We start from the raw sequence: 23,015 nt of genomic DNA on the forward strand, positions 1-23,015 counted from the left end.
GAGTTAATCGAAATGGAGGAACAGTATACAACATGTGAGAAATTACAGTGCGAAGAAGTGACAGGTGCCGGACACGTTATTCAATGCTTGAAAAAATTAGGTGTAACGACTGTTTTCGGTTATCCGGGCGGAGCGATTTTGCCAGTATACGATGCGTTATATGGAAGTGGATTGAAGCACGTTTTAACTCGTCATGAGCAAGCTGCCATTCATGCGGCTGAAGGGTATGCGAGAGCTTCTGGAAAGGTCGGGGTAGTCTTTGCTACCTCTGGGCCAGGAGCGACGAATTTAGTTACGGGCTTAGCAGATGCTTATATGGATTCGATTCCTTTAGTTGTTATTACAGGGCAAGTTGCAAAATCTCTCATCGGAAAAGACGGATTTCAAGAAGCAGATGTTGTCGGGATTACAGTACCTGTTACGAAGCATAATTACCAAGTTCGTGATGTGAATCATTTATCACGTACTGTACAAGAAGCTTTTTACATCGCCGAAAGCGGGCGACCAGGACCAGTATTAATTGATATTCCAAAAGATGTTCAAAATGAAAAGGTAACAAGTTTTTATAATGAAGTAATTGAGATTCCAGGATACAAAATAGAGCCTATGCCAGACAGTAGGAAGCTTAGAGAAGTGGCTAAAGAAATTTCAAAAGCTAAACGCCCACTTCTATATATTGGAGGAGGCGTCATTCATTCAGGTGGATCTGAAGAACTCATCAAGTTTGCGAGGGAGAACCGTATTCCTGTCGTTTCCACTTTAATGGGACTTGGTGCATATCCGCCGGGAGATTCATTATTTTTAGGAATGCTCGGCATGCATGGAACGTATGCTGCAAACATGGCAGTCACTGAATGTGATCTACTACTTGCTTTAGGTGTTCGCTTTGATGATCGTGTAACAGGAAAATTAGAACTCTTTTCTCCGCATTCGAAAAAGGTACATATTGATATAGATCCTTCGGAGTTCCATAAAAATGTAACTGTGGAATATCCGATTGTTGGAGATGTGAAAAAAGCGTTACACATGTTGTTGCATATGCCAATTCGTACACAAACAAATGAATGGCTTACGAAAATAGAGGAATGGAAGGAGGAATATCCTCTTTCCTACAATCAAAAAGAAGGTGAGTTAAAACCACAGCATGTTATTAGTCTAGTAAGTGAATTAACGAACGGTGAAGCGATTGTTACGACAGAAGTAGGACAGCATCAAATGTGGGCTGCACATTTTTATAAAGCGAAAAACCCACGGACTTTTCTAACATCTGGCGGACTAGGAACGATGGGGTTTGGTTTCCCGGCGGCAGTTGGTGCTCAGCTTGCGAAAGAAGAAGAACTCGTCATTTGTATTGCAGGCGATGCTTCTTTTCAAATGAACATTCAAGAATTACAAACAATTGCTGAAAATAACATCCCTGTAAAAGTATTTATTATAAATAACAAATTTTTAGGGATGGTAAGGCAATGGCAAGAAATGTTTTATGAAAATCGTTTGTCAGAATCAAAAATTGGATCGCCAGACTTTGTGAAAGTCGCAGAAGCTTATGGAGTGAAAGGATTAAGAGCGAAAAATTCAACCGAGGCGAAACAAGTGATGTTAGAAGCATTTGCTCATGAAGGTCCTGTCGTAGTTGATTTTTGTGTAGAAGAAGGTGAAAACGTATTTCCGATGGTTCCGCCAAACAAAGGGAATAATGAAATGATGATGAAGAGGTGGGAAGAATGAGTCATACTTTTTCACTAGTTATCCATAACGACCCAAACGTCTTATTACGCATAAGTGGAATTTTTGCTCGGCGTGGTTATTATATTTCTTCATTAAATTTAAATGAAAATGAAATGGAGTTAACAACAGTTTGTACAGAACAAGAAGCAACATTACTCATCAGTCAGCTGAAAAAATTAATCAATGTACTACAAGTAAACAAATTATAAGGAGTGTATGGAATATGAAAACGTATTATGAGCAAGATGCAAAAGTAGAGTTATTACAAGGGAAGACAGTTGCGGTAGTCGGATATGGATCTCAAGGTCATGCCCAAGCACAAAATTTACGTGATTCTGGTGTGGAAGTTGTAGTTGGTGTTCGTCCTGGTAAGTCATATGAAGTAGCGAAAGCTGATGGGTTTGAAGTAATGTCCGTTTCAGAAGCGGTTCGAACCGCACAAGTTGTACAAATGTTATTGCCGGATGAACAACAAGCACATGTTTATAAAACAGAAGTAGAAGAGAATCTTCGTGAAGGACAAATGTTACTTTTCTCACATGGATTTAATATTCACTTCGGACAAATTAATCCGCCAAGTTACGTAGACGTAGCGATGGTCGCACCAAAAAGCCCAGGTCATCTCGTTCGCCGTGTATTCCAAGAAGGAAATGGTGTTCCGGCATTAGTTGCAGTGCATCAAGATGCAACCGGCACGGCATTACATGTAGCTCTTGCATATGCAAAAGGTGTAGGTTGTACACGTGCAGGTGTAATTGAAACGACATTCCAGGAAGAAACAGAGACAGACTTATTCGGTGAGCAAGCTGTGCTTTGCGGCGGAGTAACTGCACTTGTAAAAGCTGGTTTTGAAACGTTAACGGAAGGCGGATATCGTCCTGAAATTGCATACTTTGAATGTTTGCATGAATTAAAGTTAATTGTTGATTTAATGTACGAAGGTGGATTAACGAACATGCGCCATTCTATTTCAGATACGGCAGAGTTTGGAGATTATGTAACAGGATCAAGAATTGTTACAGATGAAACGAAGAAAGAGATGAAACGAGTACTTACAGAAATTCAGCAAGGTGAATTCGCGAAAAAATGGATTTTAGAAAACCAAGCAGGTCGTCCAACATACAACGCGATGAAAAAAGCAGAACAAAATCATCAGTTAGAAAAAGTAGGAACAGAGCTTCGTGAAATGATGAGCTGGATTAAGGAACCAGAAAAGAAAACGTTAGTAAAGAAATAGATTAAGAGAATATAAGTGAAAAATACGTAAGAGGGGATTTGACAAGATGAGAAGCGACATGATTAAAAAAGGTTTTGATAAAGCGCCACATCGTAGTTTATTAAAAGCAACTGGTTTGAAAGATGAGGATTTTGATAAGCCGTTTATTGCGATTTGTAATTCTTTTATTGAAATTATTCCAGGGCATAAGCACTTGAACGAGTTTGGGAAACTTGTAAAAGAAGCCGTTCGTGCAGCAGGTATGGTACCATTCGAATTCAATACAATTGGAGTAGACGATGGTATTGCGATGGGACATATCGGTATGCGTTATTCGCTTCCGAGTCGTGAAATTATTGCAGATTCAGTAGAAACGGTTGTAAATGCACATTGGTTTGACGGCATGATTTGTATCCCAAACTGTGACAAAATTACACCAGGTATGATGATGGCATCTCTTCGTATTAACATTCCGACTGTGTTTGTTTCAGGTGGACCGATGGCAGCTGGGAAAACATCTAAGGGGGAAGTTGTTGACCTTAGTTCTGTTTTTGAAGGGGTAGGAGCTTATCAATCTGGGAAAATTTCAGAAGAAGAATTAAAAGATATTGAAGATCATGGCTGTCCATCTTGTGGCTCTTGTTCCGGCATGTTTACAGCGAACTCTATGAACTGTTTATGTGAAGTATTAGGTTTAGCCCTTCCTGGAAACGGTAGTATTTTAGCAATTGATCCAAGACGTGAAGAGTTAATTAAACAAGCAGCAGAGAAACTGAAAATTTTAATTGAAAGAGATATTAAGCCGCGTGATATTGTAACAGAAGAAGCAATTGACGATGCTTTTGCACTTGATATGGCGATGGGTGGATCAACGAATACAGTATTACACACGCTAGCACTCGCACAAGAGACAGGGCTAGATTATGATATGAGCCGTATTGATGCTGTTTCAAGACGTGTACCGCATTTATGTAAAGTAAGTCCAGCTTCTAACTGGCATATGGAAGATATTGATCGAGCGGGCGGAATTAGTGCAATCTTGAAAGAGATGAGCAGAAAAGAAGGGGTACTTCATTTAGACCGTATTACGGCTACTGGGCAAACATTAAGAGAAAACATTGCTCATGCAGAGATTAAAGATAAGGAAGTGATTCATTCTCTTGAAAACCCTCATAGTGAAGAGGGGGGCTTACGTATTTTAAAAGGAAATCTAGCGAAAGATGGAGCGGTTATTAAAAGCGGGGCAACCGAAGTAAAACGATTTGAAGGACCTTGCGTTATTTTTAATTCACAAGATGAGGCATTGGCTGGCATTATGCTTGGGAAAGTGAAAAAAGGAGATGTAGTTGTCATTCGTTATGAAGGGCCAAGAGGCGGACCGGGTATGCCTGAAATGTTAGCACCAACATCAGCAATCGCTGGAATGGGATTAGGTGCTGAGGTTGCATTATTAACGGACGGACGTTTCTCTGGAGCTTCACGTGGCATTTCGGTAGGGCATATTTCACCAGAAGCAGCTGCGGGTGGAACAATCGCACTACTTGAACAAGGGGATATTGTATGTATTGATGTTGAGGAACGCTTGCTAGAAGTAAGAGTGAGTGATGAGGAATTAGAAAAACGTAAAAAAGAATGGAAACGACCAGAACCGAAAGTGAAAACGGGCTGGCTTGGACGATATTCTCAGATGGTAACATCGGCGAATACAGGTGCAGTTTTAAAGGTGCCGAATTTTGATTGAGTCAAAATAAAAGAGATAAGGATGATAGAAAATGGTGCAAAATGTGAAGGAGAGAGTGAAGATTGAAGATATCCTTATGGCTCATAACTGTATGAAGGATATCGTCATGAAAACGCCCTTGCAACGTGATAAGGTTTTATCTGAAAAATACGAATGTGAGGTGTATATTAAACGAGAAGATTTGCAAGTAATTCGGTCTTTCAAAATTCGCGGTGCATACAATTTAATTCAAAGTTTGTCGAAAGAACAATTACAAAATGGTGTTGTTTGTGCAAGTGCTGGCAATCACGCACAAGGAGTTGCGTATACGTGTAATTTATTAAATATTCCATCGAAAATCTTTATGCCAACAACGACACCAAAACAGAAAGTATCACAAGTTCAATTTTTTGGTGGTAGCTTTGCAGAAATCATGTTAGTTGGTGATACATTTGATGGTGCTTTTCAAGAAGCGCAGCGCTATTGTGAGGAAAATAGGATGACATTTGTGCATCCGTTTGATGATCCGTATGTAATTGCAGGGCAAGGAACAGTAGCTGTTGAAATTATGCACGATATGGATAAGGCAGTTGATTATCTCTTTACAGCAATTGGCGGCGGTGGGTTAGCATCGGGTGTAGGTACATATGTGAAAGGTGTTAGTCCAGCTACAAAGGTAATTGGTGTAGAGCCGATGGGGGCTGCATCTATGAAAGAGGCTTTCCTTCAAAACGAAAATGTAGCATTAGAGAAAATAGATAGTTTTGTTGATGGAGCAGCTGTCAAAAAAGTAGGGAAGTTAACATTTGAAACTTGTAAAGATGTCATTGATGACATTGTTTTAGTACCAGAGGGAAAGGTTTGTACGACGATTTTAGAACTGTATAAGAAAAATGCAATTGTAGCTGAACCGGCTGGTGCACTCTCTATTGCAGCACTTGATTTATACAGGGATGAAATAAAAGGTAAAACAGTTGTATGTACGCTAAGTGGTGGAAATAATGATATTGATAGAATGCAAGAAATGAAAGAACGTTCTCTCATTTACGAAGGGTTAAAGCATTATTTCATCATTGAATTTCCGCAGCGTTCAGGTGCGCTAAGAGAATTTCTTGATAAAGGATTAGGACCAGAAGATGACATTACGCGCTTTGAGTATATTAAGAAACATAATAAAGAAAATGGTCCAGCGCTGGTCGGGGTAGAATTAAAACATAAAGAAGATTATGAGCAATTAATTACTCGTTTTAAAGAAAATAATATTCAATTTGTGGAGCTTAATAAAAATCCTGTTTTGTTTGATTTGCTTATTTAGTAAAAAAAATAAAAAAAGATAGATACAAGCAAGGAAAATGCTACTTGTTCTATCTTTTTATAGTTAAACGAAATACTCTCCAAATTCATGAAGGAGAAAGCTAGTTAACCAAAAATATATCGCGATACGAATGATTATGTACAATGAAAATTCAAAGGGAGAAAGTTTTCTTTCTCCCTTTATTTTTTTAGTAGTCTAACAGAAAAAAGGAGCATAAAAGCAGGATTGCTATAGATACTTTATATACGTTTTCTAACAAACTTATATTTTCTAACAAGTCTTTCAGCATGTCTATCACCTATTCTGTAGTATTTGTTACAGAGAAATAGATTTCGTGCTGTTTAGTTACGTGTGTTTATTATTTTTCCAGTACTATCAATTTCTACATCAGTTGAAACCGTTTGTAAATATTGTAGAGCTTTTTTCTTTTCTTCTTCATTTACTGGGGAAACTTGGTTATTACGAATGATGTAAGGGTTAAATGACATTTGGACATCCTTTCCTTTAAAAGTTAAAGTTAAGACGCCAGTTTCTGCACTTTTTCCATTCACATAACTCGGGAACAAAAAGTTACCTAATGAGTAAGCAATAGGAACTTTATTATAATACTCAAACCCTTGTAACCAATGCGGGTGACTTCCGACAATAGCGTCAGCACCTGCTTCAACCATTTTAGGTACATATTGTTTTTGGTATTCTACTGGACGATTTGATTTTTCAACGCCCCAATGCATATAGACGATTAAATAGTCTGCATCTTGTTTTTGCTCCTTAATTGTTTTAGTTACAAGATTTAAATCATATCCGTTCGCAACGCCAGGTTTATTGTCACCAGCTACCCAATTAGAATCAGGCATAAATCGAACGAAGGAAAGAAATTTGAACTTTTTCCCTTTTACGGTCATTTCTCGTGCAGTATATGCATCTTTTGCATTTTTTCCGGCCCCGATGTAAGGGAACTTTAATTTTTCTACGTGAGAGATAGTGTCTAATAATCCATCTTGCCCATAATCAAGTGTATGGTTATTCCCAATATTTACGATGTCATATCCAGTGTTTTTAATGGCTTGTAGTGTAGATGGATCACTTTTAATCCAAAACAATTGCCCAGGTGCTTTCTTTTCTCTCGTTGTAAAGGCCGACTCTAAATTAACAAAGGAAATATCTGCTTTTGTTATTTCTTCTTTTACATGTTGGAATGGATAATCAGCCCCGTTTTTTTCGATAATAGGACGTAATTGCCAATCGAACATTGTATCACCAGAGAAAGTGAGTGTAATTTCCGGGTCTTCTATTTTCTTTTTGCTTTTTGTAACTGTTTTACTAGATTTGCTTTGCAAATCGGGTTTGTCTTTCGCTTTTGAAATAAAAGAGTAGTTGATTAATACAACAATTGGTGTAATACAAAAGGCTATTAACAGAAATCGTTTTAGTAAAGTTTTCATATATACCTTCCTTTTGAGTTTATCCCGTTATTGAAAACTTCCGCATTTAGATTAAAATGAATCCACTAAAGGTAGTTATTGAAATATGTATAGTTACAAAAAAACGGGTTATAGTAGTGAAATTCATTTGTTAATATTCTCAATATTAAGTTAACATATAGATAACTTGTAAATCAATGTGTAAACCAAAATATAGAAATAAAGAATTCGAAAGGTGAAGAATGAGAAATGGTTATATTAGGGGCAGTTGTAAATGGCATTTGTATTATATTCGGTACTTTACTTGGTAAATTATTTAGTAAGATTCCAGAAAGTATGAAGGGAACAATTATGCATGCAATCGGTTTAGCGGTAACTGTACTTGGCCTTCAAATGGCATTAAAAAGTGAAAACTTTCTTGTTGTGATTCTAAGTTTAGTTATTGGTACTGTAATTGGGGAATGGTTACAATTAGAAGAAAAGTTAAAACTGTTAGGAGATTGGTTAGAAAATAAAGTTGGATCGAAGGGGAAAGGGAGTATATCAGAAGGGTTTGTAACAGCGACGCTTATTTTTGCAATTGGCGCGATGGGGATACTTGGTGCATTGGACAGTGGAATTCGCGAAAATCATAATATTTTATTCACAAAGGCGATTATCGATGGATTCATTTCGATTATATTAACGACAACTCTAGGAATCGGCGTAGTATTTTCAGCGATTCCAGTTATTTTATATGAAGGTGCTATTGCCATTTTTGCAACACAGATTAATAGTTTTGTCCCGAAAGAATTAATGAATCAATTTATAGTGGAAATGACAGCTACGGGCGGCATTATGATATTCGCCATTGGATTAAACTTACTTGGATTTATTAAAATTAAAGTAGCGAATTTACTTCCAGGTATATTGGTAGTTGGAATAATTGTTTCAATTATTTATGGTTACGGTTTGTTAGTAAAGTAGTTGAGGATGGAGATACATATGGGGGAATTCCAATTTACAAAACGTGTTCATAAAATACTGGAGATTGCGGCAAAAGAGACTAAATATAATATAATTCAACCAGTTCATCTTTTTATCGGCATGTGTAAAGAAGGTACAGGAGTGTGCGCAGAGTTATATATGTATTTGTTTCGTAAAGTTGGCACGGATTTTTTAGAAGAACTTTCTTTACAAGAACAATATGAAATAGAGTACATAAAAATAGAACAATATAAATTAGCTAATAAAACGCTAGAAATTTTGCAAATAGCGAAGAAACGTATGGAACGTTTTCAGCAAGTATTAATAAATGAAGGACATGTAATATATGCATTATTTCGTTTAGGTATAGTGAGTGAAAAAGTTATAAACAAAGAAATACAAAAAGATGTGTTACGTATTATAGCTGAACCAAGAGATTTGGCGGTGGATTTAAAATGCTTTGATCCCATTTATAATAAATTATCTTGTAATGTTAGAAGAGCTAGCTCTGTTGATTTTGAAACATTAGTACGTTTTGTTACGTGGAAATTTGGTGAACGCTGGTTACAGTCGATAGATTATGGGTTTCAAACATATAAAGAAAAGGTACCTATTTATATTGCACAGCAGGGTGAAGTGATAGTAGGTTTCGCTTGTTATGATGTAGTCAGGGGAAAGAAAGGACTATTTGGTCCGATGGGGACAGCGAAACGAAATCGTGTGAAAGGTGTAGGGAAAGAATTGTTGCATCATTGTTTATATAATATGAAGCAAGACGGATATGAATATGCAATTATTGGACAAGCAGGTCCGATTGAGTTTTATGAGAGAAGTTGCAATGCTCGTTTAATACCGCTAGAAGATAATTGACCAACTCCATATAGGGGAGTTGGTTTTATTATGAAAAAAATGTGGAATTTACATGGTTTTTGCTAGGAAATAGCGGCTTTTGTAATGAATATTACGTCTAAATCAAATTACTAAACTTTTTACAAGAAAAGGTGTAGAATGGGTATCGAATGAAAGAAGGTGTGAAAATGGCCAGCTGGAAAAGAAATTTAATGATTTGTTGGCTAGGTTGTTTTACCACTGCAGCCGGTATGAGTTTAGTAATTCCTTTCTTATCTTTTTATATTGAGGAATTAGGAGTGACTGGCACTTCGAGTATTGCACAGTGGTCGGGACTTGCATTTGGTGTAACATTTTTAATGGGTGCGATCGTATCACCAATATGGGGAAAGCTTGGTGATATACATGGACGGAAATTGATGCTTATACGTGCTAGCCTTGGTATGGCGGTTATTATGACGCTTATGGGGTTTGTAACGGATGTGTATCAACTAGTCGCACTTAGATTTTTGATGGGAGCAGTATCTGGTTTCCTTTCAACCGCAATGACATTTATTGCAGCAGAAACTCCGAAAGAGCATTCAGGTTGGGCAATTTCCACAATTTCAACCGGGGGCGTGAGCGGCTCATTACTCGGACCATTACTAGGCGGTTATTTGTCTGAGTTAATTGGAATGCGTCATGTCTTTCTTGTTACAGGAGCTTTCTTATTCCTTTCCTTCCTCATCGTCTTTTTCTTCCTACATGAAGAAAATCACTCTGCTCAAGCAAAAAAGGTACAGCAAAAAAAAGTATGGACGATGGTCCCAGCAAAGCATGTAATTATTAGTTTATTTGTAACAACATTTATTATTCAACTTGCCAATATGTCAATTCAACCTATTATTACATTGTACGTAAAGAATTTGGAAGGACCAGGAACAGCTCATATCGAAATGATTGCAGGGGCAGTTATGTCTGCGACAGGATTAGCAGTTATTTTGGCAGCGCCTAAATTAGGAAGATTATCAGATCATATCGGTCCTCAAAAAACATTAGTAGTAGCATTGTTTGCTGCAGGGATTATCTTTATCCCGCAAGCATTTGTAACCTCAGCTTGGCAACTATTAATTCTTCGATTTTTATTAGGTATCGCACAAGCAGGATTATTACCTTCCGTACAAACTCTACTAAAACAACATACGCCAACCCATGTAACGGGACGAATATTTGGATATAATCAGTCGTTTCAGTTTTTAGGAAATATGATTGGTCCAGTGCTTGGGGGGCAAATTGCAGCTCATGCAGGCTTCCAATATGTTTTCTTCTCTACATCATCACTATTATTTATTGCATGCATTTGGGTTTATTTTCATAATAAGAACGAAGAGGTATCAGAGAAACAACATTTGGAAGTTAGTTAACTAAGTGAATGAAATAGAAAAAAGGATGAAGCAATGAATGCTTCATCCTTTTTCTTTAAAATTGAAGGCAAAGATAACTTAATGTACCAAGCTCGTAACTACGGTGAATGACTTTTCCGTCACTTTCACCACTGCCCATAGCGATAAATAAAGGAACAAAATGTTCTGCTCTTGGTACTGCTAATTGTGCATGAGGCGCATTTTTCTCCCAATTAAACAATGCATCTTTATCGTTATTCTGCATATGTTTCATAATCCAGTCATCAAATTCAATTGCCCATTTTTCAGGTGTAGTTTGATTCCATTTCAGGGCTCGTAAATTATGAACGGTAACGCCACTCCCGATTACTAAAATATCTTCTTGTCCAAGTCCTTTAAGTGCTTCTCCAATCTCAAATTGTTCTTTTGCAGGAAGGAAGGGATTGACTGATATTTGTACGACAGGAATATTTGCTTCTGGATACATGCGATGCAAGAGTGTCCATGAACCATGATCTAAACCTCTCGTCATATTATGATGGACTGAAATACCTTTGTTCTTAAATTTTGTTTCTAACATAGATGCAATGCTAGAAGAGCCTTTCGCACGATATTTGATTTCGTATAACTCAGGGGGAAAACCTCCAAAATCATAAATTGTTTCGTACTCGTTATCTGATGAGGAAATCGTTAATACTTCACTTTCCCAGTGAGCAGTGAAAATAACAATTGCTTTCGGTTTATATGTTTCTCCAAGTGTTTTTAAAAATCGTGTATAGTCTGTATCTTGAATAGCAAGCATTGGTGAACCATGTGCTAAAAATAGTGATGGCATCATAATAGAAACCTCCTAAAAATATATAATTACTTTATGTAAGTAACTATATAATTTTATTGGTTATTCGTCAACATAATAGTTTGATAGCTAATCGGAAAAGTACAGTATTTGTCATAATGAAAGCAATTGCATATAATACATAATAAGAATAATGAACGGATATTCATTATTTTGAGATACATAATAGAGTTGGGGGCTGACGAAATGAACGTACAGGAAAGTTTCGTTACGGCATTGGATGGATCGGAAATTTATTTGCGTAAGTGGTTACCAGAAGGAGATCCGAGAGGAATTATTCAAATTGCACATGGCATGACAGAGCATGCAGGGGTGTATACAGAATTTGTAGATGCTTTATTGGAAGCAGGGTATGGTGTTTATGCGCATGATCATAAAGGACATGGGAAAACAGTAAAAAAAGAAGAAGATTATGGTCATTTTGAACCAAATATAGGGTGGAATCAAGTTGTATCGGATGTTATCTTTGTTTCAGAAAGGATAAAAGAAGAGCAGTCAAGTCCTTTGTTTTTACTAGGACATAGTATGGGTTCTTTTTTATCAAGACGTGCTGTACAACTTAGGGGTGAACTATATGATGGATTTCTGATTTCAGGAACAGGTGGAAATCCAGGGCTTTTAGGGGCTATTGGTCATAAAGTAGCAACAATCGAAATGAAATTGCGTGGGGCAAAAACGAAAAGTCCAGTGCTAAACTTTTTATCTTTCGGAAACTTCAATTCGAACTTTAAGCCAAATCGTACGAAATTTGATTGGTTATCTTCAGATATAAATCAAGTTGATAAATATATCGCGGATCCGTTATGTGGATTCATTTGTACGACGAGTTTTTATAGAGAACTGTTTTCTGGTGTATTAGAAGTAAATAAACTAGAAGAATACAAGAAGACGCCAAAACATCTTCCAATACATATATTCTCTGGTGATCGTGATCCTGTTGGAGATATGGGAAAAGGTGTAAAAGAAGTTTATGAAAACTATAAAAAATGTGGTGTGAAAGATGTTACACTACGTTTATATGAAAATGGAAGACATGAAATGTTCCATGAAGTGAATAGAGATGAAGTGTTTAAAGATTTAATTTCTTGGTTAGATGCGCATAATAAATGAGAATGAAAGCTAAGCCCAAACTGTTTGTAGTTCGGGCTTATATTTATAGATAGTACGGATAGTCGCTAATGGAGTTTGCGTAGCGGCTATATATATTTGAAGATCGATTGAATGCCTATATAAGTTTTATATATAAATTTAGTGAGGAGACGAGTGTATGAAATTTGGAATTATTGGGCCATCAGAAGATGAAATTATGCCTTTTATTGAAGATATGTCTAATAAAAAAATAACGAATCTTGCGATGTTAACGTTTCATAGTGGGACATATGAAAATGTAGAAGTTGTTGCATTATATTGTGGTGTATGTAAAGTTAATGCAGCTATTGCAGCTCAAATATTAATAGATAAGTTTAATGTGACGCATATTATTGTAACAGGTGTTGCAGGAGCAATCGATAAAGTATTAAAAATTGGAGATACAGTCATTTCAACAGAAATTGCGTATCACGACGTGGATGAAGGAATATTAACTGAATATCATCCATGGATGGAAAGTGTATATTTTAAAACGGATAGTAAACTTCTTGAATTAAGCCGAGCAGTAATCGAGAACAATCAATTTACCCAAAATGTTTATTTCGGAAAGATAGTTACTGGAGAGGCTTTTATAAGTGAGAGTGGCCGTACAGAAATAATTTCTACATACAACCCACTTTGTGTAGATATGGAAACAGCAAGTATAGCTCACGTTTGTTATGCCAATACGATTCCATTTATAGCAGTTTAGATCTATAACAGATACAGAAGAAGCGTCTGGTATTGAAGTATTTGAAGATAATTGTGTTTCAGCTTCACATCATTCCATTCATTTTGTTAAAAAGTTACTAGAATCGTTGTAAAAGACATAGCTCTACTTTGAGAAAAAGCGAGTACTGAACTATAAGAAGCACGTGTAATACTGCTCTGTAGTTGAGTGTTCGCTTTTATTTTATGAACTAAATGCGTGGAGATGTAAGTATTGCAGCGAGGGATAGTAAAGATATTTATAGAATAATTGTAAAGTATCGTATTTTACTATGGAATGTGAAAATAGAACTACAAGTAATAAAAGAGAGGATAAATAAACTATGCAAATACGAGAAGCTGCATTAGCAGAAGCAAATGAATTAAGTGAATTCGCACTACAATCAAAAGCAACGTGGGATTATAGTGAAGAATTCATATTTGCTTGTAAGGAAGATTTAACAATTACAGAAGAATACATAAAAAATAATTTTGTATATGTTTTAGAAAACGATAATGCGAAGATTGGTTTTTTCTCATTTTTACGTAATGATAAAGCTCTCGATTTTTTGTACATTCATCCTGATTACAAAGGAAAAGGTTACGGGAAAATACTTTGGGAGTATGTAATAGAAAAAGCCAATGAACTAGGATTAAAAAGTTTTACGATTGATAGTGATCCGAATGCAAAAGGATATTACTTGAAAATGGGAGCACAGTTAATAGGAGAGACACCATCAACTGTCTTTAAGGGTCGTTTACTGCCTCTTTTGAAATATGATGTGTAAAACTACTAATAGTAGGGGAAGATTAGAATGGATGATGTAAAGGAAAAAAGAATATATGAAGCACTAATAAAATCGTGGTCGATTGAAACAAGTTCAAAGTGGACAATTGAAAATCCAGCAAAGGGACAGTGTGGTGTAACGGCTCTAGTCGTTCAAGATATATGTGGAGGGAAAATTAAAAAGACAAAAATAGGGGGCGTGTGGCATTTTTATAACTTTATAGATGGACAGAGGTTTGATTTTACAGAGGCTCAATTCAATGAAAACCTGAATTATTTGGATGTGGAATCAAATCGGGAAGAAGCATTTGCAGATACAAATGAAAAACAATATAGCATTTTGAAGGGAAAAATAACGAAAGAATTCAAATTATCTTTTGACTCTTAATCTTTAATAAGTTACTATAATGGTGGTAACTTATTAAAGGGAACTTCATAGAGTTGAAAGGGGAAATACTTTTGAAAACAACTTATGTAAACGCTACAATTGTAACGATGAATGAACAAAACGAAGTGATAGAAAATGGATATATCATTGTAGAAAATGATCAAATTATAGATGTAAAGAGCGGAGAATTCGCTAATGATTTTGAAGTAGATGAAGTAATTGACATGAAAGGAAAGTGGGTTTTACCAGGGCTTGTAAATACACATACACACGTTGTAATGAGCCTTTTAAGAGGTATTGGCGATGATATGTTATTACAGCCGTGGCTTGAGACGAGAATTTGGCCACTTGAAAGTCAGTTTACTCCAGAGCTTGCGGTCGCTAGTACGGAATTAGGATTACTTGAAATGGTGAAAAGTGGTACGACATCATTCTCTGATATGTTTAATCCAATTGGAGTAGATCAAGATGCAATTATGGAGACGGTATCAAGGAGTGGAATGCGCGCTGCTGTTTCAAGAACTTTATTTAGCTTTGGAACGAAAGAAGATGAAAAGAAAGCAATTGAAGAAGCTGAGAAATATGTGAAGCGTTATTATAACGAAAGTGGAATGTTAACTACGATGGTTGCACCACATAGTCCATATACATGTTCCACAGAACTGTTAGAAGAGTGCGCACGTATTGCAGTAGAAAATCAAACTATGGTTCATATTCACCTTTCGGAAACAGAGCGTGAAGTACGTGATATTGAAGCGCAGTACGGAAAACGTCCGGTAGAATATGCAGCAAGTTGCGGATTGTTTAAACGCCCAACAGTTATTGCGCATGGTGTAGTATTAAATGAAAATGAGCGTGCATTTTTAGCAGAACATGATGTTCGAGTAGCTCATAATCCGAATAGTAATTTAAAACTAGGTTCTGGTATAGCGAATGTGAAAGCGATGCTAGAAGCAGGAATTAAAGTAGGGATTGCAACAGATAGTGTTGCGTCTAATAATAATTTAGATATGTTTGAAGAAATGCGCATTGCAACTTTATTACAAAAAGGTATTCATCAAGACGCAACAGCATTGCCAGTAGAAACTGCTCTTTCTCTAGCGACAAAAGGAGCTGCAGAAGTAATTGGTATGAAACAAACTGGATCACTTGAGGTTGGAAAGTGTGCTGATTTTATTGCGATTGATCCGTCTAATAAACCGCATTTACAACCAGCTGATGAAGTGTTATCACACCTTGTATATGCAGCTAGTGGAAAAGATATAAGTGATGTAATTATTAACGGAAAACGTGTCGTTTGGAATGGTGAATGTAAAACGTTAGATGAAGAGCGTATTATATTTGAAGCAAGTCGTTATAAACGAGGTTTACAAAGATAGGTATGTGCAAGTTGTTTGAAAAAGCTGTCCTTTTTTAAAAAGGACAGCTTTTTTCTTGAGCGAATAAATATTCAATATAATGTCGCATCTTTCTGTTAATATTTCTGTTATAATATATAACGTTTATAATATTTTATTTTTAAGGAGAACAATTCATGAAGCGAAAAAAGAGCCATTTAATGGTAATGGCAATTATTACATCTTTATTTTTAACAGCTTGTAATAATAAAGCGAATAAAAGTGATGCAGAGGCTAAAAAACAAGTGTTAAATGTAACAGTATCAGAAGAAATTCCTTCACTTGATACTGCAAAAACGATGGATGGGACATCATCACACGTTATGCAAAACATATTTGAAGGGTTGTATGTGCTAGATGATCAAGATCATCCTATTCCAGCAGTAGCAAAATCGTTTAAAAGAAGTGAAGATGGTAAAAAATATACATTTGATTTGCGTAAAGATGCAAAATGGTCAAATGGAGACAATGTAACAGCAAATGACTTTATATTTGCATGGAAACGTGCAGTTAACCCGCAAACGGCATCTCAATATGCGGACATGTTCTTTCATGTGAAAAATGCGAAAGAAATAAATAAGGGAACAATGTCACTTGATGAACTTGGGGTTAAAGTTATAAATGATTATAAGTTAGAGGTTGAACTTGAACAGCCAATTCCGTATTTTTTACAGTTGTTAGCACTGCCTATATACTTACCACAGCATGAATCATTTTTGAAAGAACAAGGAAATAAATACGGATTGGAACCTAGTAATCTCATATATAACGGCCCATTTGTATTAGAAAAATGGAAACATGAACAAGAGTTCCAATTAAAGAAGAATGCTACATATTGGGATCAAAAGAAAGTGAAATTAGACGAAATAAATTTTCATATTGTAAAGGATACAATGACGGCTGTAAATTTATATGAGGCCGGCGATTTGGATCGAGTACCTATTAATTCTCAAGTTGTAGACAAGTATAAAGGGAATAAGGAATTACATATGTCAAGTGATCCTGGAATCGCTATGCTACGTTTTAATGAGAAAAATAATGCGTTAGCCAATAAAAAAGTACGTCAATCTATCTCATTAGCATTAAATAAAGATGATTTTGTTGCTCACTTTATTAATAACGGGGCAAAACCTGCAAATGGACTTGTACCAGTTGGTCATATGAATGAAGAGACTGGCAAAGATTTTAGAAAAGAAAACGGAAATATTTCTTCATATGATTTGCAAAATGCGCAAAAGATTTGGGAAGAAGCGAAAAAAGAGCTTGGAGTAGAGCAAGTAAACCTCGGGTTTTTAACGTTTGAACAAGATAATGCAAAACGTATGGCAGAATATATAAAAGGTGATTTAGAAAAGAATTTGAATGGATTAACGTTACAAATTAAACAGCAGCCATTTAAGCAAAAGTTACAGTTAGAACAAACAGGTGATTACGATATAACGATGGCAAATTGGGGACCTGACTATAAAGACCCAATTAATTATTTAGAGTTATTTACGACGGGGAATCCGAATAATAAAATGAGTTACTCGAATTCTCATTACGATGATTTAATAAGGAAAGCGAAAAATGATTTTGTACTTGATCCGGAGAAACGATGGGAAGCGTTGCGAGAGGCTGAGCAGGTCTTATTAGAAGACGCTGCCGTGGCACCGCTTTATCATCTTGGTTCAGCTTATGTACAAAAGGATTATGTAAAAGGAATTGCAAAACATCAATTTGGTGGCGTTTATACTTATAAGAATGCTTATGTTGATAAGAAGTAAATAAAAAAACCTTACTTTTAAAAGTAAGGTTTTTTTACAGAGTGTTGGGAAACCCTTTAGGGTTGTTGCCAGCACATAAAAAAGATGAATGCGTAATTGTTGTTACGTATTCACAAAAAGTTGCAAAAAAATCAGATTGAGCAGTTTATTTAAGTAAAAAGAAGTTAGTAGTAAACGAAATTAAATAGCTAAGAAAAAAGCTCAATTTCTTACTTTTAATACTGAGAAACTGGTCAGTTATTAAAAAATTAGGGTATATTAACGGGGATTCATATTGGAACTAAGGTAGATCCATTTGGCTGTATTCTTAAGTTGTAGACTTAGAGATTGAAGCTGGAATTAATTATTTAATTCCTATTTCTGTACATAATATCGTGGGGAAGAAGGTAGTACTTTGAGAACAACAGAAAATTTTAACGACAAGGCCGATATATATGCGAAATATCGCCCCGATTACCCTAATGCATATATTGATTATTTGTTTTCGGCTAACCAACTGAAAGAGGACCGAATTGTGGCTGATATTGGTTCAGGTACGGGGATATTTAGCCACCAGTTGCTTGAAAGAGGTTTAAAGGTTATTGGAGTTGAGCCAAATGATGACATGAGAAAGATGGCTGAGCAATCGTTAAAACTATATGCTCGTTTTCAATCAATAAAAGCAACAGCTGAAAATACCACTTTAAAAGAGCATAGTGTGGATTTAGTAACTGTTGCTCAAGCATTTCATTGGTTTGATAAAGCAGCTTTCAAAATGGAATGCCAACGAATCTTGAAACAAAAGGCAAATGTTGCTCTCGTTTGGAATAGTAGAGATTTAACTAGTTCGATTATGAAAGAGAATGCAGAAATTTGCCAGAAAACCTGCCCGACTTTCAAAGGGTTTAGCGATGGAATAGAGGAAACTCCCGAAGTATTTAACACCTTTTTTAAGGATGGAAAGTATGAGTTTAAAGAGTATCAAAATGATTTACTTTTTGATTATGAAGGTTTTTTGGGAAGGAATTTATCAGCGTCCTATGCTCCGAAAAAGGATGAAGAAGAATATAAAAAATTTGTTTTTCTCCTGTCAGAGTTATTCGAAAAACATAGTAAGAATGGAAAAATTGTTCTTCAAAACATGACGCGAAGCTATCTAGGAAATGTCTAAACAACCGGACATAAAGGGACTTTAATCGAAGTGCCTATTTGAATTGTAGATTATCATGTACTAATTAAGATCTTCAACAAACGGGAGCGATTGTTGAACAACAATTAAAAGGGCGATACATATTATTCATGCATAATATGTATCGTCCTTTATTTTTTATGACCTTTTACAATTTAAGTCTTCTAACTAAAAAAATCTGTTGAAGAAAGCCGCGATGTTTATAAAAAGTTGTGAAGCTTTGCCCTTTTAGATCATTTAGTCTAAAGGGGTGTTTATATTTTTAACAAAGAGCTTTTGTGATTGTTGAAGAGGAAGGTAGAAACATTAGATTAATAGCAGTATAGGGGCATTATTATGACTGAAGATTTTTATTTGTGATACATCTCACACCATAAATACATATATAACTTTACAATTAGAATATCAATTGATGGGAGGGTTAATCTTGATTAATCGTGATTTTAATGAAAATCCGTTTATTGTGATATGGGAGTTAACAAGGGCATGTCAATTAAAATGTCTGCATTGTCGTGCAGAAGCACAGTATCATCGTCATCCTCTAGAGCTAACATTCGAAGAAGGAAGAAAACTAATTGATGATATATATGAAATGGAAAATCCAATGCTTGTATTTACTGGTGGAGATCCATTAATGCGTCCAGATGTATATGATATCGCGGAATATGCAGTGAAAAAAGGTGTTCGAGTTTCTATGACGCCAAGTGCCACTCCAAACGTGACGAAAGAAACGATTCAAAAAGCAAAAGAAGTGGGACTTGCTAGATGGGCATTTAGTTTAGATGGACCAACAGCTGAAATACACGATCATTTTAGAGGGACAGAAGGATCATTTCAATTAACAATGAATTCCATTCGTTATTTGCATGAATTAAAAATTCCTATTCAAATTAATACTGTTGTTTCTAAATATAATGTGGATGTACTTAAAGAAATGGCAATGTTAATAGAAGAATTAAAATGTGTACTTTGGAGTATATTTTTCTTAGTTCCAACAGGACGAGGTAAGGAAAAAGATATGATTTCACCAGCCCAACATGAAAGGGTATTCCATTGGCTATATAAGCTTAGTAAAAAGGTTTCTTTTGATATTAAAACAACAGCTGGTCAGCACTATAGACGGGTTGTGCTTCAAGAAAAAATGAAAGAAAATAACAAGACAAATCAGATCATTCAATATCAGGATGTATTGATGAATGGGACGACAGGGCGAATTGATGGGCTTGGTCGTGCTCCAAAAGGGGTGAATGACGGAAACGGTTTTGTATTTATTTCTCATATTGGAGATGTATATCCAAGTGGATTATTGCCTATTAAAACCGGGAATATTAGAACGACAGCACTAGCTGAAATCTATCGAAACTCCCCTGTTTTTCAAAACCTTCGTAATCCGGACAAGTATAAAGGAAAGTGCGGTGTTTGTGAGTTTCGATATGTTTGTGGGGGATCTCGTTCTAGAGCATATGCGATGACGGGGGATTACATGGAAAGCGAACCTTTCTGTGTATACATTCCAAAAGCATTGCGAAAACAGAAAAAGAACGTAAAAACGGGAAATAAGTAAAAGTTTGCTCATTTCCCGTTTTTTTAGATTTTATAATGTATTGTACTTCGCATCAATCGTACGATAATCTAAGAAATGAAAACCGATCGTTTTTTTCCATCCCTCATTAAAAATCTACTATTTGGATCCGTTGTACGGATACGAATTCTTCACACATAAATTCTATTAAACCGATTTTAATAAAGCATAAAAATTCGTATCATATGGAATATCATCTTGATACATATAATTTTTTAGAACGCCTTCTTTTTCAAAACCTAATTTTAATAGCACCTTATTTGAAGCTTCATTTTCAAGAAAGACAATTGCACCAATACGTTTTAAATGAAGCGTGTGGAAACCGTATGATATAACCTCAGAAACTGCTTCCGTAGCATAGCCATTTCCCCAGTGTTCAGGGAGAAAGGCATAACTTATATTTGCTCGTTTATGCTCAGAAGACCAATCGTGAAAACCAATTGTTCCAATGAGTTCTTTTTTATCTTTTAATTCGATGCCCCATTTTATACCGTTTCTTGCATTGTAACTCAACTTGAAATTATTAATAATTTGCTTTACTTGATCTACATTCTGTAATGGTTTTTGGCCATAATAGCGCAGTACATCAGTATTAGAAAAGCATTGTAGTATACCCGGTGCATCTTTTTCCGTAAGTTCTCGCAAAATGAGTCGGTCAGTTTTTAATATAGGAAACATATTTTCACTCCATTTCTTATGAAACTAGAATGCATTTGTTATTATATAATTTAAACTGAAAATAAAGATTATTCAAGATGAAAGGGTAGGTTTGATTTATGTTAAAATGGGATGTGGAATATATTTCAAAAAAGAGGTTTAGAAATGGAGAAAAACTCAATATTAATTGTAGATGATGATCTAGATATTGTTCAATTTATTAATGTGAATTTAACGCAAGAAGGTTTTACTGTTTTTAGTGCTCATAACGGAGAAGAGGCATTAGAGATAATAAATAATAACAGTATTCAACTTGCTATTCTTGATATTATGATGCCTCAAATGGATGGTATAGAACTGTGTAGAAGGATTAGAGAGAAATATAGTTTACCAATTATGTTTTTAAGCGCAAAATCATCGGATGTAGATAAAGTAATTGGATTTAGTACTGGGGCAGATGATTATATTGTGAAGCCGTTTAGTACAATTGAATTTATAGCAAGAGTGAAAGCTCAATTAAGAAGGTATACATATTTTAATCAAATTGCTGTCCAAGTAATGGAAAAGAAAATAAACATTAAAGGTTTAGAAATAGATGAAATTTCTAGAGTAGTAAAGATATATGGACAAACAATTAATGTTACAAAAACTGAATATGATATTTTGCACTTAATGGCAGCTGCAAAGAACCGTGTGTTTACGATTGAAGAAATATATGAAAGTGTTTGGAATGAAAGGGCCTATGAAAGCAATAATACGGTAATGGTTCATATTGCGAGATTAAGAAATAAAATTGAAGAGAATCCAAAAGAACCGAGGTTTATACAAAATGTTTGGGGAGTCGGGTATAAAATTGGAGATTAAATCATTACAAGGAATTAGAGCTAAATTCTTTTTTGCATTTATATGTAGCATTCTGTTAGCTACGGTAAGTATCATATTAGTTCAAATTTTATTTGGAAGTATATATAGTGACGTTGTCGCGCTAGAAGAAAAATATTCGTTTTTTTATTTTATGTTTTTTCTGCTGTTAACCACTATATATTTTGCATTACTGACAAAGACAACTATAAAAAGATTGAATGAGATCAATAAGAATGTGAAGGAAATAAGCAATGGTAATTTGGAAATACATATACCTATTTCGAAAAGCGATGAGATTGGTGAGTTAGCGACGAATGTCAATAGAATGGCCAAAAGTTTAAAAGAGTCTATTGAAAATGAAAAAAAATCACAGGAAATGAAAAATGAAATGATTAGTAATATTTCACATGACTTACGAACGCCTGTAACATCTCTAATTGGTTATGCGGACTTACTAGGAAATAAGCTTCATTCACATGGAGAAGAATGTGGACAATATGTAAGCATATTAAAGCGAAAAAGTTATGAATTAAAAAATCAAGTTGAAGATTTATTAGAATACTGTCAAATAAACTATAGAGAGATTGAATTACATAAAAATGTAGTAGATATGAAAGCATTAATTGAACAGGTCATGATTGATTTTTTACCACAGTTAGATGATGCCAATATGAGTTTTTATATTAAAAGTAATGAAGAGCTATATGTAAAAATTGATGTAGCGATTATAGTGAGACTATTTGAAAATATAATTAGTAATAGCATTATGTACGGGAAAGATGGAAAAGAAATTTCAATTCAAATTTCCCAAAGAGAAAGGAATGTTGAAGTAGAAATTAAAAATTTTGGACAATGTATTCCGACAAAGAGTCTTCCTTACGTTTTTGAGAAGTTTTATCGTGGTGAAAAATCACGTAGCTCTCATACGGGTGGGAAAGGAATGGGACTTGCAATTTCGAGAAGTATAGCTCAGCTCCATAAAGGAGATATAACTGTATGTAGTAACGATAAAGAAACAATTTTCACTGTGAAATTACCACAGTATAAAAAAGTAAGAAAGTCGTAAGTATTTCTTTCATATGCCGTAATTTTTACTTCGTATCATTGAGAACAA

20 protein-coding genes and 2 pseudogenes are annotated in these 23,015 nt (G+C 35.2%); 18 read left to right on the forward strand and 4 right to left on the reverse strand.

Going from position 1 to position 23,015, the window contains the following annotated elements:
- Positions 1–12 precede the first annotated feature (12 nt).
- From ilvB to ilvA, 5 genes are read left to right on the forward strand one after another with little or no spacing between them, the layout of a single operon-like run.
- Positions 13–1,728: an acetolactate synthase large subunit gene (gene ilvB, locus F0362_RS09120; RefSeq protein ID WP_000392597.1), complete on the forward strand. Its 1,716-nt coding sequence runs from the start codon at positions 13–15 to the stop codon at positions 1,726–1,728.
- Positions 1,725–1,937 carry an ACT domain-containing protein gene (locus F0362_RS09125; protein ID WP_000019908.1) on the forward strand — a complete coding sequence of 71 codons (213 nt, stop codon included), beginning with the start codon at positions 1,725–1,727 and terminating at the stop codon, positions 1,935–1,937. The genes ilvB and F0362_RS09125 overlap by 4 nt, the downstream gene beginning before the upstream one ends.
- Before the next feature lie 14 nt (positions 1,938–1,951).
- On the forward strand, positions 1,952–2,965 hold the full coding sequence (gene ilvC, locus F0362_RS09130; RefSeq protein ID WP_000861155.1) for a ketol-acid reductoisomerase: 1,014 nt from the start codon (positions 1,952–1,954) through the stop codon (positions 2,963–2,965).
- Positions 2,966–3,011: 46 nt separating this feature from the next.
- Complete coding sequence (gene ilvD / locus F0362_RS09135) at positions 3,012–4,685, forward strand: dihydroxy-acid dehydratase (RefSeq protein ID WP_149889741.1); 1,674 nt, start codon at positions 3,012–3,014, stop codon at positions 4,683–4,685.
- 31 nt (positions 4,686–4,716) lie between these two features.
- Entirely contained in the window at positions 4,717–5,979 is a 1,263-nt protein-coding gene (gene ilvA, locus F0362_RS09140; RefSeq protein ID WP_000250553.1) for a threonine ammonia-lyase IlvA, read from the forward strand.
- A gap of 63 nt (positions 5,980–6,042) precedes the next feature.
- Here ilvA and F0362_RS30865 read toward each other — a convergent pair.
- Both F0362_RS30865 and F0362_RS09150 read right to left on the reverse strand, forming a co-directional pair.
- Positions 6,043–6,268 (reverse strand): annotated as a pseudogene (locus F0362_RS30865) (hypothetical protein).
- Positions 6,269–6,320: 52 nt separating this feature from the next.
- Positions 6,321–7,424, reverse strand: coding sequence for a CapA family protein (locus F0362_RS09150; RefSeq protein WP_000854523.1), 1,104 nt, complete (start codon positions 7,422–7,424; stop codon positions 6,321–6,323).
- Between the two features lie 228 nt (positions 7,425–7,652).
- Here F0362_RS09150 and F0362_RS09155 point away from each other — a divergent pair, with 228 nt between their 5' ends.
- From F0362_RS09155 to F0362_RS09165, 3 genes are all read left to right on the forward strand, one after another.
- The gene (locus F0362_RS09155) at positions 7,653–8,369 is read left to right on the forward strand and encodes a DUF554 domain-containing protein (RefSeq protein WP_000236014.1); all 717 of its coding nucleotides are present in this window, start codon (positions 7,653–7,655) and stop codon (positions 8,367–8,369) included.
- Between the two features lie 18 nt (positions 8,370–8,387).
- Entirely contained in the window at positions 8,388–9,239 is an 852-nt protein-coding gene (locus F0362_RS09160) for a GNAT family N-acetyltransferase (RefSeq protein ID WP_000503622.1), read from the forward strand.
- A gap of 167 nt (positions 9,240–9,406) precedes the next feature.
- Entirely contained in the window at positions 9,407–10,621 is a 1,215-nt protein-coding gene (locus F0362_RS09165) for a multidrug efflux MFS transporter (RefSeq protein ID WP_000179322.1), read from the forward strand.
- A gap of 55 nt (positions 10,622–10,676) precedes the next feature.
- On the opposite strand, the gene F0362_RS09170 is transcribed toward F0362_RS09165, so the two are convergent.
- On the reverse strand, positions 10,677–11,438 hold the full coding sequence (locus F0362_RS09170) for a DODA-type extradiol aromatic ring-opening family dioxygenase (protein ID WP_000982909.1): 762 nt from the start codon (positions 11,436–11,438) through the stop codon (positions 10,677–10,679).
- Positions 11,439–11,642: 204 nt separating this feature from the next.
- Between F0362_RS09170 and F0362_RS09175 the strand changes: the two genes are divergently transcribed.
- The 8 genes and pseudogenes from F0362_RS09175 (at position 11,643) to F0362_RS09215 (ending at position 20,362) form a co-directional block, all read left to right on the forward strand.
- Positions 11,643–12,566 carry an alpha/beta hydrolase gene (locus F0362_RS09175; RefSeq protein WP_001102585.1) on the forward strand — a complete coding sequence of 308 codons (924 nt, stop codon included), beginning with the start codon at positions 11,643–11,645 and terminating at the stop codon, positions 12,564–12,566.
- Positions 12,567–12,723: 157 nt separating this feature from the next.
- A pseudogene (locus tag F0362_RS09180) lies at positions 12,724–13,408 on the forward strand (5'-methylthioadenosine/adenosylhomocysteine nucleosidase).
- 228 nt (positions 13,409–13,636) lie between these two features.
- Entirely contained in the window at positions 13,637–14,080 is a 444-nt protein-coding gene (locus F0362_RS09185; RefSeq protein WP_001167038.1) for a GNAT family N-acetyltransferase, read from the forward strand.
- Positions 14,081–14,107: 27 nt separating this feature from the next.
- Positions 14,108–14,467 carry a YunG family protein gene (locus F0362_RS09190; protein ID WP_000342905.1) on the forward strand — a complete coding sequence of 120 codons (360 nt, stop codon included), beginning with the start codon at positions 14,108–14,110 and terminating at the stop codon, positions 14,465–14,467.
- A gap of 53 nt (positions 14,468–14,520) precedes the next feature.
- Positions 14,521–15,846 carry a bifunctional S-methyl-5'-thioadenosine deaminase/S-adenosylhomocysteine deaminase gene (locus F0362_RS09195; RefSeq protein ID WP_002047773.1) on the forward strand — a complete coding sequence of 442 codons (1,326 nt, stop codon included), beginning with the start codon at positions 14,521–14,523 and terminating at the stop codon, positions 15,844–15,846.
- A gap of 155 nt (positions 15,847–16,001) precedes the next feature.
- Entirely contained in the window at positions 16,002–17,630 is a 1,629-nt protein-coding gene (locus F0362_RS09200; protein WP_000823488.1) for a peptide ABC transporter substrate-binding protein, read from the forward strand.
- Between the two features lie 394 nt (positions 17,631–18,024).
- Positions 18,025–18,780 carry a class I SAM-dependent methyltransferase gene (locus F0362_RS09210; RefSeq protein WP_001260789.1) on the forward strand — a complete coding sequence of 252 codons (756 nt, stop codon included), beginning with the start codon at positions 18,025–18,027 and terminating at the stop codon, positions 18,778–18,780.
- 430 nt (positions 18,781–19,210) lie between these two features.
- Positions 19,211–20,362, forward strand: coding sequence for a TIGR04053 family radical SAM/SPASM domain-containing protein (locus F0362_RS09215; RefSeq protein WP_002047777.1), 1,152 nt, complete (start codon positions 19,211–19,213; stop codon positions 20,360–20,362).
- A gap of 165 nt (positions 20,363–20,527) precedes the next feature.
- On the opposite strand, the gene F0362_RS09220 is transcribed toward F0362_RS09215, so the two are convergent.
- Positions 20,528–21,058 (reverse strand): GNAT family N-acetyltransferase, encoded by a 531-nt coding sequence (locus F0362_RS09220; RefSeq protein WP_000483987.1) that lies wholly within the window; start codon positions 21,056–21,058, stop codon positions 20,528–20,530.
- Positions 21,059–21,202: 144 nt separating this feature from the next.
- On the opposite strand from F0362_RS09220, the gene F0362_RS09225 reads away from it, so the two are divergent.
- Complete coding sequence (locus F0362_RS09225) at positions 21,203–21,901, forward strand: response regulator transcription factor (protein WP_000414522.1); 699 nt, start codon at positions 21,203–21,205, stop codon at positions 21,899–21,901.
- A complete protein-coding gene (locus tag F0362_RS09230) occupies positions 21,867–22,967 on the forward strand; it encodes a sensor histidine kinase (protein ID WP_002105408.1) in 1,101 nt (366 codons plus the stop codon). The genes F0362_RS09225 and F0362_RS09230 overlap by 35 nt, the downstream gene beginning before the upstream one ends.
- Positions 22,968–23,015 lie beyond the last annotated feature (48 nt).

It is taken from the genome of Bacillus sp. BS98 (genome assembly GCF_008432245.1).
In the GTDB taxonomy this organism is placed as follows: domain Bacteria; phylum Bacillota; class Bacilli; order Bacillales; family Bacillaceae_G; genus Bacillus_A; species Bacillus_A toyonensis.

What these genes read in the sequence shown, in the direction of transcription:
- ilvA (WP_000250553.1), top strand. Translation starts at nt 4,717, where the DNA reads ATGGTGCAAAATGTGAAGGAGAGAGTGAAGATTGAAGATATCCTTATG.
- ilvD (WP_149889741.1), top strand. Translation starts at nt 3,012, where the DNA reads ATGAGAAGCGACATGATTAAAAAAGGTTTTGATAAAGCGCCACATCGT.
- F0362_RS09170 (WP_000982909.1), bottom strand. Translation starts at nt 11,438, where the DNA reads ATGATGCCATCACTATTTTTAGCACATGGTTCACCAATGCTTGCTATT.
- F0362_RS09155 (WP_000236014.1), top strand. Translation starts at nt 7,653, where the DNA reads ATGGTTATATTAGGGGCAGTTGTAAATGGCATTTGTATTATATTCGGT.
- F0362_RS09200 (WP_000823488.1), top strand. Translation starts at nt 16,002, where the DNA reads ATGAAGCGAAAAAAGAGCCATTTAATGGTAATGGCAATTATTACATCT.
- ilvB (WP_000392597.1), top strand. Translation starts at nt 13, where the DNA reads ATGGAGGAACAGTATACAACATGTGAGAAATTACAGTGCGAAGAAGTG.
- F0362_RS09165 (WP_000179322.1), top strand. Translation starts at nt 9,407, where the DNA reads ATGGCCAGCTGGAAAAGAAATTTAATGATTTGTTGGCTAGGTTGTTTT.
- F0362_RS09215 (WP_002047777.1), top strand. Translation starts at nt 19,211, where the DNA reads ATGGGAGGGTTAATCTTGATTAATCGTGATTTTAATGAAAATCCGTTT.
- F0362_RS09160 (WP_000503622.1), top strand. Translation starts at nt 8,388, where the DNA reads ATGGGGGAATTCCAATTTACAAAACGTGTTCATAAAATACTGGAGATT.
- F0362_RS09220 (WP_000483987.1), bottom strand. Translation starts at nt 21,058, where the DNA reads ATGTTTCCTATATTAAAAACTGACCGACTCATTTTGCGAGAACTTACG.
- F0362_RS09175 (WP_001102585.1), top strand. Translation starts at nt 11,643, where the DNA reads ATGAACGTACAGGAAAGTTTCGTTACGGCATTGGATGGATCGGAAATT.
- F0362_RS09230 (WP_002105408.1), top strand. Translation starts at nt 21,867, where the DNA reads ATGTTTGGGGAGTCGGGTATAAAATTGGAGATTAAATCATTACAAGGA.
- F0362_RS09190 (WP_000342905.1), top strand. Translation starts at nt 14,108, where the DNA reads ATGGATGATGTAAAGGAAAAAAGAATATATGAAGCACTAATAAAATCG.
- F0362_RS09185 (WP_001167038.1), top strand. Translation starts at nt 13,637, where the DNA reads ATGCAAATACGAGAAGCTGCATTAGCAGAAGCAAATGAATTAAGTGAA.
- F0362_RS09125 (WP_000019908.1), top strand. Translation starts at nt 1,725, where the DNA reads ATGAGTCATACTTTTTCACTAGTTATCCATAACGACCCAAACGTCTTA.
- F0362_RS09150 (WP_000854523.1), bottom strand. Translation starts at nt 7,424, where the DNA reads ATGAAAACTTTACTAAAACGATTTCTGTTAATAGCCTTTTGTATTACA.
- ilvC (WP_000861155.1), top strand. Translation starts at nt 1,952, where the DNA reads ATGAAAACGTATTATGAGCAAGATGCAAAAGTAGAGTTATTACAAGGG.
- F0362_RS09225 (WP_000414522.1), top strand. Translation starts at nt 21,203, where the DNA reads ATGGAGAAAAACTCAATATTAATTGTAGATGATGATCTAGATATTGTT.